The organism is Mesorhizobium sp. LEGMi-168a (assembly GCF_058312955.1).
The window spans coordinates 13920-28561 of the sequence record NZ_JBZEGV010000003.1 but is presented as its reverse complement, the minus strand read 5'-3'; the positions used below and the strand labels follow the sequence as shown (position 1 = coordinate 28561).

The following is a 14642-nucleotide window of genomic DNA, read 5'->3' as shown; positions in this document are numbered from 1 at the left end:
TCATTGCGCGTGGCCTTCCTGCCGGAACAGCACCTTGCCCAGCGCCTTCATGACCTGGTCGGTAACGAGACCAAGCACGCCCAGCAAAAGGATGTAGCCGATGATGGTGTTGGTCTGGAAATAGCGCTGGGAGACGGTGATGCGGTAGCCGAGCCCGGATGTCGCCGCGACGAGTTCAGCCAGAACGAGCCATGTCCATGCCCAGCCCAGGCTGATGCGCAGCGTATCCCAGATGCCCGGCAAGGCGCTGGGAACCACGATGCGCGTCAGGATCTTGCGGTCCGGCAGGCCGAGCGTCCGGCCGAGGCCGACGAAGTCCGTCGGAACCCGCTTCACATTGTCCATGACCATCAGGACCTGCTGGAAGAAGGTGCCGATGAAGATGATCAGGAATTTCTGGGCATCGCCGGTGCCCGACCACAGGATGGAGAGCGGCACGAAAGCGACAACCGGCATATAGCGAATGAAATCCACCAGCGGCTCGATGGCGGCCTCCCAGGCCCTGAAACTGCCGATCAGCACGCCGATCGGAATCGCCAGCGCCGAGGCGATGAGGAAGCCGACGGAGATGCGATAAATCGAGGCCCGGAGATCCAGCCACAACGTGCCGTCGCTCCAGAGCTTGCCGAGCTGGCCAGCCACGCTCTCCGGCGAGGGCAGGAAGATGGGCTTCACCAGCTCCAGGCCGGTTGCCGCCCACCAGGCGAGGCCGAGGCCGGCAAAGACGGCCACGGCGATCATCAGGAACCGGGAGCGCGTGATGGGCGCGCCGATCCCGGAGGATCGGCGGCGCATCGCCTGTCTCGCGACTGGTGCCGAGCCGGATGGCCTCGCTTCCGTGGCTCGCTGCCCGGACATCTGCGCTACCACAGCGATCCGCTCTTCGTCATTGTGCGGCCTTGACGAAGGACGGATCGATCATCTGCTCCGGCGTCACGTCGGCCTGCAGCAGCCCGGCATTCTTTGCGGCTGCCTCGACATCGGCGAATGTCTTGGTGGAGAACTCGCCGGTGAGAGCGCCCTTGTTCTCGGCGAGAGAATAGTAGCGCACGCCGTCGAAGGCGGTGTTGAGGTCCTCGACGCTCGAACCAACGGCCTTGGAAATGATGGCGCGGCCACCCGGCGTGTCGGCGTTGTAGTCCTTCAGGGCCGCATCCCAGGTCTTGATCATGGCAAGCACCTGGCCGGGCCGCGACTTGATCACCTCATCGCGCACCACCAGCACGTCGCTGATCAAGCCGGGGTCCTCGCCGGCGGTGAAGAGCAGCTTGACGTCCTTGTTCTGCGCCCTGGCCGCGGTGAGATAAGGTTCATAGGTGACCGCGACCGGGACCTGGCCGGCGATCAGCGCGCTGCCGGCGTCCGCCGCCGGCATCGGAACCGGCTGCACATCGGCGATCGACATGCCGTTCTTGGCGAGCGCGTATTTGAGCAGGATGTCGCTCGTCGTGCCTTCCTCGAAGGCGACCTGCTTGCCCTTGAGGTCGGCGACGGTTGCGATGTCCTTGCCGGCGATCATGGCGTCGGCGGTCATGCTGACGTCGAGCAGAAGCACGATCTTCACCGGCAGGCCGGCCGCCACCATGCCCATCGCGGTATGGGTCGCGATGTTGGCGGCATCGAGCTGGCCGCTGGCCAGCGCGGCGTTGATGTCCTTGTCCTCGGCGAAGTTGACGATCTGGACGTCCGACAACCCGCTTGTCTTGAACAGGCCCTTGGCTTCGGCGACGTGCCACTGGCCATAGCCGAGCCAGGGCTCGATGCCGATCTTGAACGATCCCGCTTCCGGTGTGGCGGGGATGGCGGTGTCGGCGGCATAGGCCGCCGGGGCGAAGCCGACGACGGCGGCCGCCACGAGCGCACGAAATTGTCCTGCTAGGTTACGCATCATCTTTGTTCCCCTTGATGATCAGACCGCTTTTTGAACCAAACTTCCGGTCTGGTGAGAATGCGGCTTCTGCTCTTGCGGCACTGTGCCTCGGCGTCTTACCTGCCACTTCGACGGAAGTGTGAGGATATTCAACGTCGGCGGCGGTGGATGTCAAGGCTAAAATACATACATGCATATACAAGTTGGGTAGCTTGATTTTGCTTCATCCGAGGTGTCAGGCGGGAGCCGCTTGTGGCGCTGCTTCCGGGTCGACCGTGTCGAGGAAATCGGTCACGCGATTGGTGCCGCTATCGGGCTCGCTGCCGACCATGACCGCCACAGAAAAAGCAATCAGCGACGACATCGCCGTGTGACTGCGTGCGCCGGCCCTGAGGTTCATGACCAGCGTGGGCGACAGGAACAGCCCCAACCGCAGGACCGATCGCCAATCGGACGGGAGCATGCTTCGCCGCTTCAGCTCGGGGAGCAATGGCCGCCACAGATGGGTTGCCTTGACCTCCAGCAGATCCCGCCGGACGAGGCTCAGATCCCAGTCGGTCTCGACCTGCAGCAGGTTCCCTTCCCTGCGGGCATTTGCCCGGAAGGCCTGGGTGGCGGTGACCGGATCATAGAGCCAGAACGGATGGGCAAAGATGTTGTGGAAGGTCGCCTTCACCTCCGCCAGCAGCGTCGGGATATGCGAGCCGGCGAAGGCGGGATCGAAGAAGGACAATTCCGCCCTCCCCTCCTTCGCCGTGTACCAGACATTGGCGTTGTGGGCATCGCCATGCGCGACCACCCCTCCGCCATCGGCAAGCCGCTCGGGCCGCAGGCGCATTGCGGCGGCTTCGAAGAGCTCGCCGACGCTGTGGACGTAGCGCTGGCCGTTGATGACGAATTTCAAGCGGGAAAACTCGTCCCAGTCCAGCTCAGCGCCTGGAAAGACAAACCGCTTGCCGACATAGAAATCGGCCAGCCGGCCGCCTGGCGATAAACGCGTGCCGGCATCGACGAGCCGATCGTGGAAGAGCCTGTGGATCGGCTCCGCGGAGACCTGCTCGACGGTCACCGGATGCAGCGTCTCGAGGTAGACCTTGAGCAGCCTGGCCGAGAGGTCGCGCTCGGCCAGCACCGCCTCGCGCCGCTTCGCGGCATCGTCCTTGACGTCGAGGGCATAGAGCACGTCCGAAAAGCGCGGGTCGTCGCGGCGGCGATAGATCAGGATCTGCTCGCCCGGCTCAGCCGACATATGGACCGGCTGGTCGACCGGCAGGCCAGCCCGGGAAAGGATCTCGGCGCGGTAATATTCGCCCGTCATGGCTTCCTCCCGTTCCTCCTGGTGGAACTTGAAGAAGTAGGCCCCGCCATTATTGTCGAAGAATCCGTTCAGCGAATTCAGGCTGTATTTGTCGAAGTTGATGCGGACGTTGTCGGGGCGCATTGCGAAAAGGTCGCCAAGCAGCGCCGACAGCGCACGCTGAGCCTCGGCAACGTCGTCCTGCGCAAGAGCCCTGATCCTTGCCGTGCGGCTAGGCGTCATCCGTCGCTCCTCTCGGCCTTTTCATAAATACATGTATATACATCTTACGGACACATCTCGCCGGCTTGTGGGGCCGCCTCGCCGCTATCAGGGAGTCCTGGAGGGAGAGTAGCGGCTGCCGAGCGAATAGCGGCTGCCCACATAGGTCAGGCTGCTGATCGTGGCGACGATCGCGCCGGTCCATGTCCGGCGATGCAGAAGCAGGCAGCAGTTCCCGACATCGATGCCCAGATGCCGCGCCGTCTCGGCATCGGCTGGGATGGCGGAGATGATGTGCTCGACCTCGGTCACCGGCGTTTTCTGCATCAGGTAGTCGTAGGTCGCCGTCTTGGAGAAGTCCTGCTTGTCGTAGTCGGGTATGAGGCTCGGATTGACGAAGCGCTCTTCCAGCTGCACGGGCAGATCGTTCTCGAAGTTGACGACGATGGAATGGTAGACCGCGGTGCGCTTGGCGAACTCGAAAGACAAGGCGAGCTCCTTTGTCGGCATGACCTTTTCGAGAACCAGGACTTCCGAGCGATGCCTGTTGCCCCGCGCGACAATCTCGGCCGCGATGTTGTTGATCTCGATCAGGGTCGATTGCGGACGGGGCGGCGCTATGAAGGTTCCCACCCCTTGGAGCCGGATCAGAAATCCCGCCGAGGTCAATTCTCTCAGGGCGCGGTGGACCGTCATCCTGGAGACGCCGAGCGCGGCCACGAATTCATTCTCGGACGGCAGCTTGCGGTCCTTGCTCCACCGGCCGGTTCCGATGTTCGTCAGGATGTAGTCCTTGACCTTCTCGTAAAGAGGGCTGGCCGTATCGGGCAAAGTGTTCATTTCAAATGTTCCTTTCCGGCAAGCTATCGGAATCAGGAATGCCCGACAGGTTGCCGCATCCGGATGATTGTTTTCAAGCCGTCGCCCTGGCCTGCCAACAGCCGCTGATAGGCCGCGGGGACGTCATCGAGCCCGACCTCGCGGTCGATCAGGCTGACCAGCGGTTCGCTCAGGTCACCCAACATCCGGATCGCATCGGGAAGCTCGTCGGCGAAGGCGTGGCAGCCCAGCAATGCGATCTCCCGCTCGACCAGCATGTTGGGATCGATGTCGAGTCGGCCGTGGAATATGCCGACCATCGCAATGGTGCCGCCGGGACCCAGAACACCCAGCAACTGGTTGAGCGCGGCAACACTGCCAGTCGCCTCGACGGCCGCGAGCAAGGGGGCATTCGCAGTCGCGGCGGCAATGGCGTCCGGGTCCAGGTCGATGATCGTGGCGCCGGTCACCCGCGCGACGCGGGCGCAGCGGGCCTGGTTGCGGTCGGCGATCAGAATGGTGCCGGCGAAGGTTCGCGAGAGCAGCAGCGCGGCAAGGCCGCCGATGGTCCCGCAGCCGAGGACAAGCACCGAGCCCGCCGTTTTCGGCAGGCGCCGCACCGCGTGCAGCGCCACCGCGAGCGGCTCGGCCATCGCCGCGACCCGCGCGTCGAGCGCGGCGTCGACGACATGCAGCAGGCGCGCGGGCAGAACCGCCTGTTCGGCAAAGCCGCCGTCGCAGACCTCGCCGACGAACCCCAGCGACGCGCAAAGGTGTGGCCTGCCGGCATGGCATTGCGCGCATTCTCCGCACCAGAAGCGTGAATCGGCGACGACCCTGTCGCCCTCGGCGATGGTGCTCACGCCCTCGCCTAGCGCGATCACAGTGCCCGTAAACTCATGGCCGGCCGTCGATGGCGATCGGCTTATCCATTGACCGGTGCGGAAATTGTGCAGATCGGAGCCGCAGATGCCCGCGGCATCGACCTTGAGCCTCACCCAGCCCGCATCGGGCGTGCCCGGCGCGGCGATATCCTCCACGCGCAGGTCGCCGGGTCCGTAGAGTCGTACCGCCTTCATCGCCTTCGCTTCCATCAGGCGGAAAGATAGCGGCTGCGAATTTCCGAGACCGCGTTCTCATGCGAACTGAACCCTTCGTAGCGGGCGAGCCTGCGCGCATGCTGGGCGAGTTCCGGGTAAGCCGCCGAGGTCACATAGCCGACCGACGATCGTTTGACGAAATCGGTGACGGAAAGCGGCCCGTAGGTGCGCGCCCAGCGGCTGGTCGGCAGCACGGCATTGGGTCCGAGGACGAAATTGGCGAGCGTCACCGGCGTGTGCGGCCCCATGAGGATCTCGGCCGCCTCGGTGATGTGCCCAAGATGCGCGAACGGTTCCTTCGACAGGATCTCGAGGTGCTCCGGGGCATAGTCGTTGATGAAGCGGTAGCTGTCTTCCAGGGATGCGGTCAGCACGACACCGCCGCGCTTTCCGGTCAGCACCGCGCGCGAGAACTCGACGCGCTGTTCGCTCATGCGGGACCAGTGTTGCGGCAGCGCGGCCACGGCCGCTTCGGCGACCTTGCGGCTGTGCGTCACCAGATAGGCCGAGGAATCCGGTCCGTGTTCGGCTTCGATCAAAAGGTCCAGGGCGGCAAGGCCACCGTCGACGCTGTCATCGGCGAAGATGATTGCTTCGGAAGGGCCGGCCGGAAGACCTGTGTTGATGATCGAGGACAACAGGCTCTTCGCCGCCACCACCCAGGGGCTGCCCGGCCCGACGATCTTGACGGCGGGTTTCACCGTCTCGGTGCCGTAGGCGACGGCGGCGACCGCCTGGGCGCCGCCGCATTTGTAGACCGTCCCGACGCCGGCCAGGCGGGCGGCGACCAGGGTCGCGGCATCGACGGAACCGTCGGATGTCGGCGGCGTCACAATCGCGATCTGCGGCACGCCGGCAATCACCGCCGGCACCGAGGTCATCATCGTCACCGACGGGAAGGCGCCCTTGCCGCGCGGAACGTAGAGCGCGACGGATGCGATCGGCGTGTACCTGTCGCCCGCGTAGGCGCCCGGCCGGACTTCCTTCAACCACATCGTTTCCGGGCGCTGCTCCTCGTGGAAATGCCGGATGTTCTCGATGCCGAACCGAATGCTCTCCACGACATCCTTCTCGACCTTGTCGAATGCCGCGTCGAACTCCGCCTCCGAAACCTTGAGCCCGCCCTCGGCCACTTCCGCCTTGTCGAGTTCTCTTGCGAAGCGAAGCAGGGCCGCGTCGCCCTCGGTCCTGACGGCCTCGATGATCGGACGAACCTTCTCTACGAAGACCGAAAGATCGGCCTCGGCGCGCCGCAGCAGGCTTGCCCGCTGATCGGCATCGAGGGTCGACAGGTCGTGGAAGCTGATGTCAGACATGGCTGCTCCTTCTCTTGGAACGCGGTGGTGGTTGGCGTTGATCGGTCACAAGCCGGCTCAGATCGATGCGAGAAAGCCGCCATCCACGGGGACGGACTGGCCGGTGATGTAGGCCGAGGCATCGGAAGCCAGGAACACCGCGATCCCGTGCAGGTCCGACAGGTCGCCGAAGCGGTGCTGCGGGATCTTGGCCAGCATCGATTGCCGCCATGCCTCATTGCCGTAGAACACCTCGGTCATCGACGTCCTGAAATAGCCGGGGGCGATGGCGTTGACCCTGATCCCCAGATCCGCCCACTCCGCCGCCAGGGCCCGCGTCATGCCGAGCAGGCCCGACTTCGACGAGCCGTAGGGCACGGCCGTAGGAATCCCGACTTCGGAGGTGAGCGAGCAAAGGTTGATGATGGCGCCGGGCCGGCCGGCGTCCCGCATGTGGCGCGCGGCGGCCTGGGCGCAGAAGAACGCGCCCTTGAGATTGGTGTCGACGATCCTGTCCCAAAGCGCCTCGTCGACATCGAGCGAGGGGCGGACTTCCTCCATCCCGGCATTGTTGACGAGGATATCGAGACCGCCGAGCAGGCCGGCGGCCTCCGCCGTCGCTGCCCGGCAGCGGCCGACATCGGTGACGTCCAGGGCGATGGCGTGGGCGATCCCGCCGGCGGCGCGGATGGCTGCCGTCGTCTCCCCAAGCGAAGCGAGATTGCGCGCGGTGACGGCGACATCGGCGCCGGCCGCGCTCAGCGCCTCGGCAATGCTGCGCCCGATGCCGCGGCTTGCGCCGGTGACGAGCGCTTTCCTACCCGACAGGTCGAAGAGCGGAGCGTTGCGCATGTTTGATACTCCTGCCTGGTAAGGGTCGGGTTCGCCGTTCCGCTCGAGGCTAGCCGATCCAGCTTATCTATACAAGCATATACAAATGATTTCGGCTGCGGTAGTGGTTGGGTCGTTCGCCGCTGGGCCCAATCAGCCGTGGGATCGAGGCGGTCGGTCAACCGCGCGGGAGTCCGTTCCTTGTCGAAAGCCTCAGATATCGTCCGAGCCGAAGTCACACGACTCTCACCCTACAATTCGGGCCTCACCATTGGCGAGGTCATGGCGCGATACACCCCGGCCAGGATCGCCAAGCTGGGCTCAAATGAAAATCCTCTCGGGCCGACGCCGACCCTCGCAACAATGCTCACGGCCAACGCCGAGATGTTCCGGCTCTATCCGGATCCTGCCGGTCGCAAGCTGCGCAGCGCCATTGCGGCGAAACATGCCGTCGACCAGGAACAGGTCATCCTCGGCAATGGCTCGGAAGAACTTCTTTCCATCATCAGCCACGCCGTGTTGCGGCCGGGCGACGCCATCGTCACGCTCTACCCGTCGTTTCCCTTGCATGAGGACTATGCGACGCTGGCGGGCGCGACGGTCAATCGTGTTGCCGTCAAGGATGATTTCACCATCGATGTCGAGGCCATGATCGCGGCCGTGCGCGAACGGCCGCGCATGCTGTTGTTCTCGAATCCGATGAACCCGGTCGGCAGCTGGCTTTCCGCCGGCGATCTCGTCAGGGTCCTCGGCGCGGCCAGCGACGAAACGCTGGTCGTCATCGACGAAGCCTACGCGGAGTATGCCGCGGGTGAGGATTATGCCTCGTCGCTTGCCTGTCTCGGAAAGCTGGACCGGCCCTGGATCGTGCTTCGGACATTTTCCAAGGCGTTCGGCCTTGCCGGCTTGCGGATCGGCTTCGGCATCGTCGGCGATCCGGAGTTGCGCGCGCTGCTCGACCGCGTGCGCACGCCTTTCAACGCGAATGCCATCGCCCAGGGGGCCGCGCTGTCGGCCCTTGCCGATGAAGATCATCTCGCCAGGGTGGTGGCGCTGGCCGGCGCGGAGAGAACCCGCGTCGAAGGCTTCCTGCGCGGTAAGGGCCTCGACGTCGCTCCCTCCAAAGGCAATTTCCTGTTCTTCGATTGCCGGCGGAATGCCTCGGCATTCGTGGAAGGCCTGCTGCAAAAAGGCGTCATCGTCAAACCATGGAAGCAAGAAGGCTTCGACACCTATGTGCGCGTCAGCATTGGCTCGCCGGCGGAGAACGACCAGTTCATGGACGAGCTGTCCGATCTGTTCGAGGACATGTGAGGCTGCCAACCTAACCAACTGAGGAGCGCCGCTGCCGCCCCCCAAGGAAGTCATACGACCACCAGCCGGATGCGCCGCTTCGCTGGCCCGCCAACTCGGAATGGCCCGAATATTCCAACACCATTGGCACCCTACCCCAACGGGGGTATATACCCCGGCGATATGCTACCTGAAAGTAGTCTCATGGAGATTGAGGGGTATGCGCGATAACCGGTCGATCTGGAACCCAGACTGTGAGGTCGTCCTGCCATTCATGGATTTGAGAGGCACGATCGATGCGCCGCTTGGTTGACCATGGAGCGATGAGCGCGGTCGGCTATGCCACCCCCTGGAGCGTAGAGCCCGGCCAGCGGGTGGAACTTGGTCTTTCCAGCAGCCGGTCGGTAGAGAGCGTGCGGATATGTCGGCTGGACACACAAACCGCGAAATTTGTGACTTGGCCAGTCGAGGCGACGTCCGAGCCGGACGCACATCGCAGCTTCGATCACGGATCGTACCTTCGCCTGGGCGCGGAGGAGCTTGCAAAGGCGCCGGCTGTCCGGGGCATCCGCTTCGAGCTGCTTCTCACCCGCAACATGGGGCCTCGCACGATCCTGGAAGCCGGGTCCTTTCTACTGAGCCTTCGCGATGGGGCGATTGCCTTGGAGATGCACAACGATCGTCTGTTCACCGCGCAGGTTCCGCAAGGGGTTTGGCTGACCGTCGAGCTCGATCTGCATGAGGACGAGCCGTTCTTCAGGCTCAAGTCTCACGATCTCCTTGCCCCTTATGAATTCAAGCAGCGTTTGTACGACGCCAAACGGCATCTGCAGGAGCACGACATCCACTTCGGAGCGAGCAGCTCTCGAAACGGGCTCACGCTCAACGCCAGATTTGCGGCCATTCGGCTGGAAACCTCCGAGGGGCCAATCGTCTGGGATTTCCCGACACTCCTGCCCGCGGAGCCGGTCCTTTCGTCAGGCGGGCCTGTCCCGCTGGCGCTCGAGGTGATCAATCAGCCTACATTCTGCGTGACGTCGACGCGCTGGGACGGATCGAGTTTCGACCCCCGGCTCGTACCTTCGCACTACGATGCCATCCATTGCCACGACGATGATATGGGACCGCTCCAGTGGCCCTCTTCCCACCGAGCCGTGGTGCCCGAAGATGCGAAGCCGGGTGTATACGCATTCCAGGTGGAGTGGAACGGAGGCTACGAGCGCATCGTGTTCTTCGTCACCTCGGCGCGCGCCTCGTCACCGCTGCTCTATCTGCTGCCGACCGCGACCTATCTCGCTTACGCGGACGAGTATCTCCCCGACCATCTCTACGAATGGAAATGCGACGACCGCGGACACCGCTTTGCCATCGCAAACAACCTCAAGTCGCTATACGACTATCACTCCGATCTCAGCGGCGTATCGATCTGTTCCTACCGCAAACCCAAGGTCACACTGCGGGACGACTACAACTACCCCCTGTGCGGCTGCCCCCACAACCTGCCGGTCGATCTGCATTTCCTGAGGTTCTGCAACGAGAACGGCATCGCGCTCGACATCGTCACCGATCACGATCTCCATCGACGTGGGATCGAAGCCCTTCGCGGGCATCGGGCGGTCGTGACCGGAAGCCATCCGGAATACATGTCGACCGAGATGGAGGGGGCACTGCGGCAGTTTGCGGTCGAGGGCGGCAGCATCGCCTATCTCGGCGGAAACGGCTTTGCCGGAACGGTCGCCTTCAAGGACGACCTGATGGAATTGCGCCGCTCGCCACTGGAATCGGGGCGCACTTGGGACGGCTCGATCGGCGAACAATATCTGTCGATAACCAACGAGCCTGGAGGCCACCTTCGCTCCCGGGGCCGGGGCGAGTTTTCGCTGGTCGGCGGCGCGATCTCGCTGATGGGCTTCGACGGCGCGCGCCCCTTCACGCGCACGCCCGAAAGCCACGCGCCGGAATGCGCATGGCTGTTCGAAGGCATCGAGGATGAAACCTTCGGTTCGGAAGGCATCGTATTGGGTGCGGCCGCGGGCTACGAGGTGGATGCGACCAATCGGGCCTTGGGCACGTCGTCCGACACCGTCGTGATCGCCCGCGCGACGGACTTCCCCGCCAGCTTCTTTCAGGATCCCTCGCGCTGGTACGAGGGAGGGGATGAAGAACGCGCCGGCCGTCGCTGCGCTGAAATGACCTTACGAAATCTCGTGGCGGGTGGCCTGATCTTTTCGGCAAGTTCGGTCGCCTGGTGCGGCGCGCTGCCTGCCGGCAAAGCAATGAACGATGTGGGGAGGATCACCCTCAACCTGCTCAACCATCTCTCGGCATTACAAAACAGGAGGCCAACTCCGAAGCCGGGCGATCAAACCTCATGAGGAGAACCGAAATGCTGAAGAAATTGGGACTGGCGGCCATTATGGTGGCGGCAACCATGAGCGCTGCCTGCGCGGATACCATCAAGCTCGGGCTGCAGCCCTGGCTCGGCTACGGCCCGCTCTGGGTGGCCAAGGAAAAGGGCTTCTTCGAGAAAAACGGCGTCGATGTCGCCCTTACCATGTTCAACTGGGATCAGGATTTGGCGGCGGCGCTGGCCAGCGGCAACCTCGACGTTGTCGCTGGCGCCACCAACGGCATGATCGCCAAGTTCAATCAGGGGTTCGACCAGAAGGGCTTTCTGGTGATGGACGTGTCCTTCCAGGCCGATGCGATCCTGGCCGGCAATGGAATCGGCACCGTCGCGGCGCTCAAAGGCAAGAAGGTGGCCTTTGAAAGCGGAAGCACCAGCGACCTGCTGATCAATTACGCCCTTAAGGAAAACGGGATGACGCTGGCCGATATCGAACACGTGCCCATGGGTGCCTCCGAAGCGGGCCTTGCGCTGATCGCAGGTCATGTGGACGCTGCAGTCACCTACGAGCCCTATATCTCCACCGCACTTGCTCAGGACAGCAGCTACAAGGTGATCTTCTCGGCTGCGCAAAAACCCGGACTGATCAGCGACATGCTGACCGCCAAATCGGATTGGATCAAGGCGCATCCGAAAGATGTGGAAGGTCTGATCCGGGCCTGGGACGACGCAATCGGCTTCATCCGCGCAAATCCCGCGGAAGGGGGCGAACTCATCGCCAAGGCGGTTGGCAGTCCCATGAACGAGTTCGAGCCCGCATTCAAGGGCGTGCGTCTCTACAGCGTGGCCGAAAACAAGGCATTCCTGAAAGGCGACTTCCAATCGACCCTTCAGGAAATAGGCGAGATCATGCAGGCCACGAAACCGGATGAGATCAAGAAGATTCCTCCCGCCAACGATCTGCTTGCGCTCGATGAGCTCAATGCGGTTGCGAAATAGCTGCCCAGCATCCGCGAGCGAAGGAGAATGACGTGCTTCAGACTGTTGAAACAGTGCGCGTTTCGCGAAAACCGAAAAAGGGCTTGCTGCGGTTAAGACAGGAAATCCCCAGCGGTATTTTTTCGGCGGCGGGACTTGTCGTTCCGATCCTGCTGCTGGCGTCCTGGTGGTTGGTGACGTCATTGGGCGTTGTCAGGCCGCTGTTCCTGCCGAGCCCTATGGCGGTTCTCATGGAAGGCTGGCGCCAGATCCACGAGGGCATCCTCTTCTCCGACGCTTCCGTCAGTATTTACCGCATCGTCATTGGTTGGCTTGCCGCGACGGCCGTTGCCGTGCCGGTCGGCATATTGATGGGAAACTACCGGCTGATCGAGGGCGCGCTGGAGCCTTTGATTTCGACGGTTCGGTACATGCCCATCGTCGCGTTGATACCCCTGTCGATCCTGTGGGCAGGTATTGGCGACATGCAGAAGATCCTGATCCTGTTCCTCGGTACGTTCTTCCAGCAGTCCCTGATGATCATGGATAACGTCAAGAACATCGACATGAACCTGATACGGGCTGGCCAGACATTGGGTTTCAGCAACAGCGAGATCCTGCGCCGCATCATTCTGCCGGCCTCCTCTCCAGGCATATGGGACACGTTCCGCATAACCATAGGTTGGACCTGGACCTATCTGGTGGTCGCCGAGCTGGTCGCCGCCAGCGAGGGGTTAGGACGACGCATTATGGATGCGCAGCGCTACCTGGCGACGGACACGATCCTGTTCGGCACGCTGTTCATTGGCGTGCTCGGACTGCTGACCGATTATCTGTTCAAGAAGACCGGCCAATCGCTGTTCCGCTGGAACAGTCAGACGCGGTGAACTGTCGATGATGCAAATCAGGCCAATGCCCAAGGTCGCCATTGACGGCGTGGGAAAGATTTTCAAGGTGAATGCAGCGCCGCTGGTCGCCATCGAGCGCGTCGACGTCGACATTCGGGAAAATGAATTCGTTTCCATCGTCGGTACGTCGGGTTGCGGGAAATCGACGTTGCTCAACATGGTTGGGGGGCTCGACGAGCCGACCACGGGCGAAATCAGGATCGACGGCGTTCCGGTTTCAGGCCCTGGGCGCAACCGCGGATTCGTCTTTCAGTCCTATAGCCTGTTTGAGTGGATGACGGTGCAGGGCAACATCCGCTTCGCCTTGGAAAAGAGCGCCTTGTCAAAGGCGGAAAAAAGCGGACTGGTGGCGCACTTCGTCCAGGCGGTCGGCCTGGCGGGGTTCGAGGACGCCTATCCCAAGCAGCTTTCCGGCGGCATGCGTCAGCGCGTAGCCATCGCGCGAGCGCTCGTCTACAAACCCTCGATCCTGCTGATGGATGAGCCTTTCGGGGCGCTCGATGCGCAGACGCGCGGCATGATGCAGGAGCTCTTGCTCAAGGTTTGGGAAGACCACAGGGTAACCGTCCTGTTCGTCACCCATGATGTCGACGAAGCGATATTCCTGGCCGACAGGGTGATCGTTCTGGCCAGTCGCCCGGGCCGGGTGAAAAAAGATATTGCAATCAAACTCGAACGGCCGCGATCTTTCAGCATCGTCACGGATGCCAGTTTCACGGCCTACAAGCGGGAGATATTCGCCGATATCCGCGAGGAAACGCTGAAAGTCATGGCAATGGAGAAACCCTGATACCCACGGTGCGATCGCTGTGAACGCTGAGCTGAATACTCTTGCACTGACCATCGAGGCGATAGGAAAAACCAATTTCCACGAGCGTCTTTGCGCCTATCTGCGCGAATGCATGCCTTACGACAACATCATCGCCATAACGTATCAGGGCACGTCGCTGCCTACGGTGCACTTTCGATGCGCACGGGGCCCGAACGTCTTCCGGCATCTGAAAAACACATATCTTGCCGGCGCATATGTGCTGGATCCGATTTATCAGTACCATCTCAGACGCGAGAAATCGGGGATTTTCCGCCTTCTGGATGTCGCGCCGGACCAGTTCAAAAGAAGCCGTTACTACGAATGGTATTATGGGCGAATAGGGATCACCGACGAAATCTCGGTTGTGCAGATGGTGGGCGACGACACCACGATCACCATTTCCATGGGCAAGGACCGGTCGTCGGGACAAATGTTCTCTTCGCTGGACGAGAGGCGGTTGAAGCGGCACGAAGCAGTCATCATGACGTTGCTCAAATCGCACTGGTCCAGCGGCGGCGACCTCTTGTCTCGTCAACCTCATGGCCTGACCGTTACGGACGACCTCATTGCCGCGATGCGCGATCAATACAACCTGATGCTCAGCCGGCGCCAGGCGGAGGTGGCACTGCTCATCCTGCAGGGGCATTCGTCGGTTTCGATAGGACTGAACCTCAGCATCAGTCCACAAACGGTCAAAGTCTACCGCAAACAACTGTATCGCAGGTGCAATTTATCGTCCCAAGCTGAGCTCTTCGCCCTGACGATGCCGATCCTGCAGCAGGTGCTGACGCTTCCCACCACCGGCAAACAGCACCTCGTCATACCTGGAAATTGCTGAGCGCTACCGAACGAGCCATATGAATGAGGCCCG

13 protein-coding genes are annotated in these 14642 nt (G+C 62.4%); 6 read left to right on the top strand and 7 right to left on the bottom strand.

Annotated features, from left to right (window positions below):
* The 7 genes from AC4FWB_RS05825 to AC4FWB_RS05795 all read right to left on the bottom strand — a co-directional run bounded on the left by AC4FWB_RS05825 (position 1) and on the right by AC4FWB_RS05795 (position 7455).
* Positions 1-795: an ABC transporter permease gene (locus AC4FWB_RS05825; protein WP_491024882.1), complete on the bottom strand. Its 795-nt coding sequence runs from the start codon at positions 793-795 to the stop codon at positions 1-3.
* Between the two features lie 91 nt (positions 796-886).
* Positions 887-1888 (bottom strand): ABC transporter substrate-binding protein, encoded by a 1002-nt coding sequence (locus tag AC4FWB_RS05820; protein WP_491025254.1) that lies wholly within the window; start codon positions 1886-1888, stop codon positions 887-889.
* Positions 1889-2105: 217 nt separating this feature from the next.
* Positions 2106-3410: a hypothetical protein gene (locus AC4FWB_RS05815; protein WP_491024881.1), complete on the bottom strand. Its 1305-nt coding sequence runs from the start codon at positions 3408-3410 to the stop codon at positions 2106-2108.
* An 87-nt stretch (positions 3411-3497) separates the two neighbouring features.
* Positions 3498-4229 carry a histidine utilization transcriptional repressor HutC gene (hutC, locus tag AC4FWB_RS05810; RefSeq protein WP_491024880.1) on the bottom strand — a complete coding sequence of 244 codons (732 nt, stop codon included), beginning with the start codon at positions 4227-4229 and terminating at the stop codon, positions 3498-3500.
* Positions 4230-4261: 32 nt separating this feature from the next.
* Positions 4262-5287, bottom strand: a complete 1026-nt coding sequence (locus tag AC4FWB_RS05805; protein WP_491025253.1) for a zinc-dependent alcohol dehydrogenase — start codon at positions 5285-5287, stop codon at positions 4262-4264.
* Positions 5288-5301: 14 nt separating this feature from the next.
* Positions 5302-6624, bottom strand: coding sequence for a histidinol dehydrogenase (gene hisD, locus AC4FWB_RS05800; protein WP_491024879.1), 1323 nt, complete (start codon positions 6622-6624; stop codon positions 5302-5304).
* A 57-nt stretch (positions 6625-6681) separates the two neighbouring features.
* Positions 6682-7455, bottom strand: a complete 774-nt coding sequence (locus tag AC4FWB_RS05795) for an SDR family NAD(P)-dependent oxidoreductase (protein WP_491024878.1) — start codon at positions 7453-7455, stop codon at positions 6682-6684.
* A gap of 180 nt (positions 7456-7635) precedes the next feature.
* On the opposite strand from AC4FWB_RS05795, the gene AC4FWB_RS05790 reads away from it, so the two are divergent.
* From AC4FWB_RS05790 to AC4FWB_RS05765, 6 genes are all read left to right on the top strand, one after another.
* Positions 7636-8748 carry a histidinol-phosphate transaminase gene (locus AC4FWB_RS05790; RefSeq protein ID WP_491024877.1) on the top strand — a complete coding sequence of 371 codons (1113 nt, stop codon included), beginning with the start codon at positions 7636-7638 and terminating at the stop codon, positions 8746-8748.
* Between the two features lie 275 nt (positions 8749-9023).
* On the top strand, positions 9024-11102 hold the full coding sequence (locus tag AC4FWB_RS05785) for a N,N-dimethylformamidase beta subunit family domain-containing protein (protein WP_491024876.1): 2079 nt from the start codon (positions 9024-9026) through the stop codon (positions 11100-11102).
* Positions 11103-11113: 11 nt separating this feature from the next.
* Positions 11114-12073: an ABC transporter substrate-binding protein gene (locus tag AC4FWB_RS05780; protein ID WP_491024875.1), complete on the top strand. Its 960-nt coding sequence runs from the start codon at positions 11114-11116 to the stop codon at positions 12071-12073.
* A 32-nt stretch (positions 12074-12105) separates the two neighbouring features.
* Entirely contained in the window at positions 12106-12939 is an 834-nt protein-coding gene (locus AC4FWB_RS05775; protein ID WP_491024874.1) for an ABC transporter permease, read from the top strand.
* Between the two features lie 25 nt (positions 12940-12964).
* Positions 12965-13750, top strand: a complete 786-nt coding sequence (locus tag AC4FWB_RS05770) for an ABC transporter ATP-binding protein (RefSeq protein WP_491024873.1) — start codon at positions 12965-12967, stop codon at positions 13748-13750.
* 19 nt (positions 13751-13769) lie between these two features.
* Positions 13770-14609, top strand: coding sequence for a helix-turn-helix domain-containing protein (locus AC4FWB_RS05765; protein ID WP_491024872.1), 840 nt, complete (start codon positions 13770-13772; stop codon positions 14607-14609).
* The last annotated feature ends 33 nt before the right edge of the window (positions 14610-14642 follow it).

Coding starts and splice junctions, on each gene's coding strand:
- AC4FWB_RS05825 (WP_491024882.1), bottom strand. CDS start 795: ATGCGCCGCCGATCCTCCGGGATCGGCGCGCCCATCACGCGCTCCCGG.
- AC4FWB_RS05820 (WP_491025254.1), bottom strand. CDS start 1,888: ATGCGTAACCTAGCAGGACAATTTCGTGCGCTCGTGGCGGCCGCCGTC.
- AC4FWB_RS05815 (WP_491024881.1), bottom strand. CDS start 3,410: ATGACGCCTAGCCGCACGGCAAGGATCAGGGCTCTTGCGCAGGACGAC.
- hutC (WP_491024880.1), bottom strand. CDS start 4,229: ATGAACACTTTGCCCGATACGGCCAGCCCTCTTTACGAGAAGGTCAAG.
- AC4FWB_RS05805 (WP_491025253.1), bottom strand. CDS start 5,287: ATGAAGGCGGTACGACTCTACGGACCCGGCGACCTGCGCGTGGAGGAT.
- hisD (WP_491024879.1), bottom strand. CDS start 6,624: ATGTCTGACATCAGCTTCCACGACCTGTCGACCCTCGATGCCGATCAG.
- AC4FWB_RS05795 (WP_491024878.1), bottom strand. CDS start 7,455: ATGCGCAACGCTCCGCTCTTCGACCTGTCGGGTAGGAAAGCGCTCGTC.
- AC4FWB_RS05785 (WP_491024876.1), top strand. CDS start 9,024: ATGCGCCGCTTGGTTGACCATGGAGCGATGAGCGCGGTCGGCTATGCC.
- AC4FWB_RS05780 (WP_491024875.1), top strand. CDS start 11,114: ATGCTGAAGAAATTGGGACTGGCGGCCATTATGGTGGCGGCAACCATG.
- AC4FWB_RS05770 (WP_491024873.1), top strand. CDS start 12,965: ATGCCCAAGGTCGCCATTGACGGCGTGGGAAAGATTTTCAAGGTGAAT.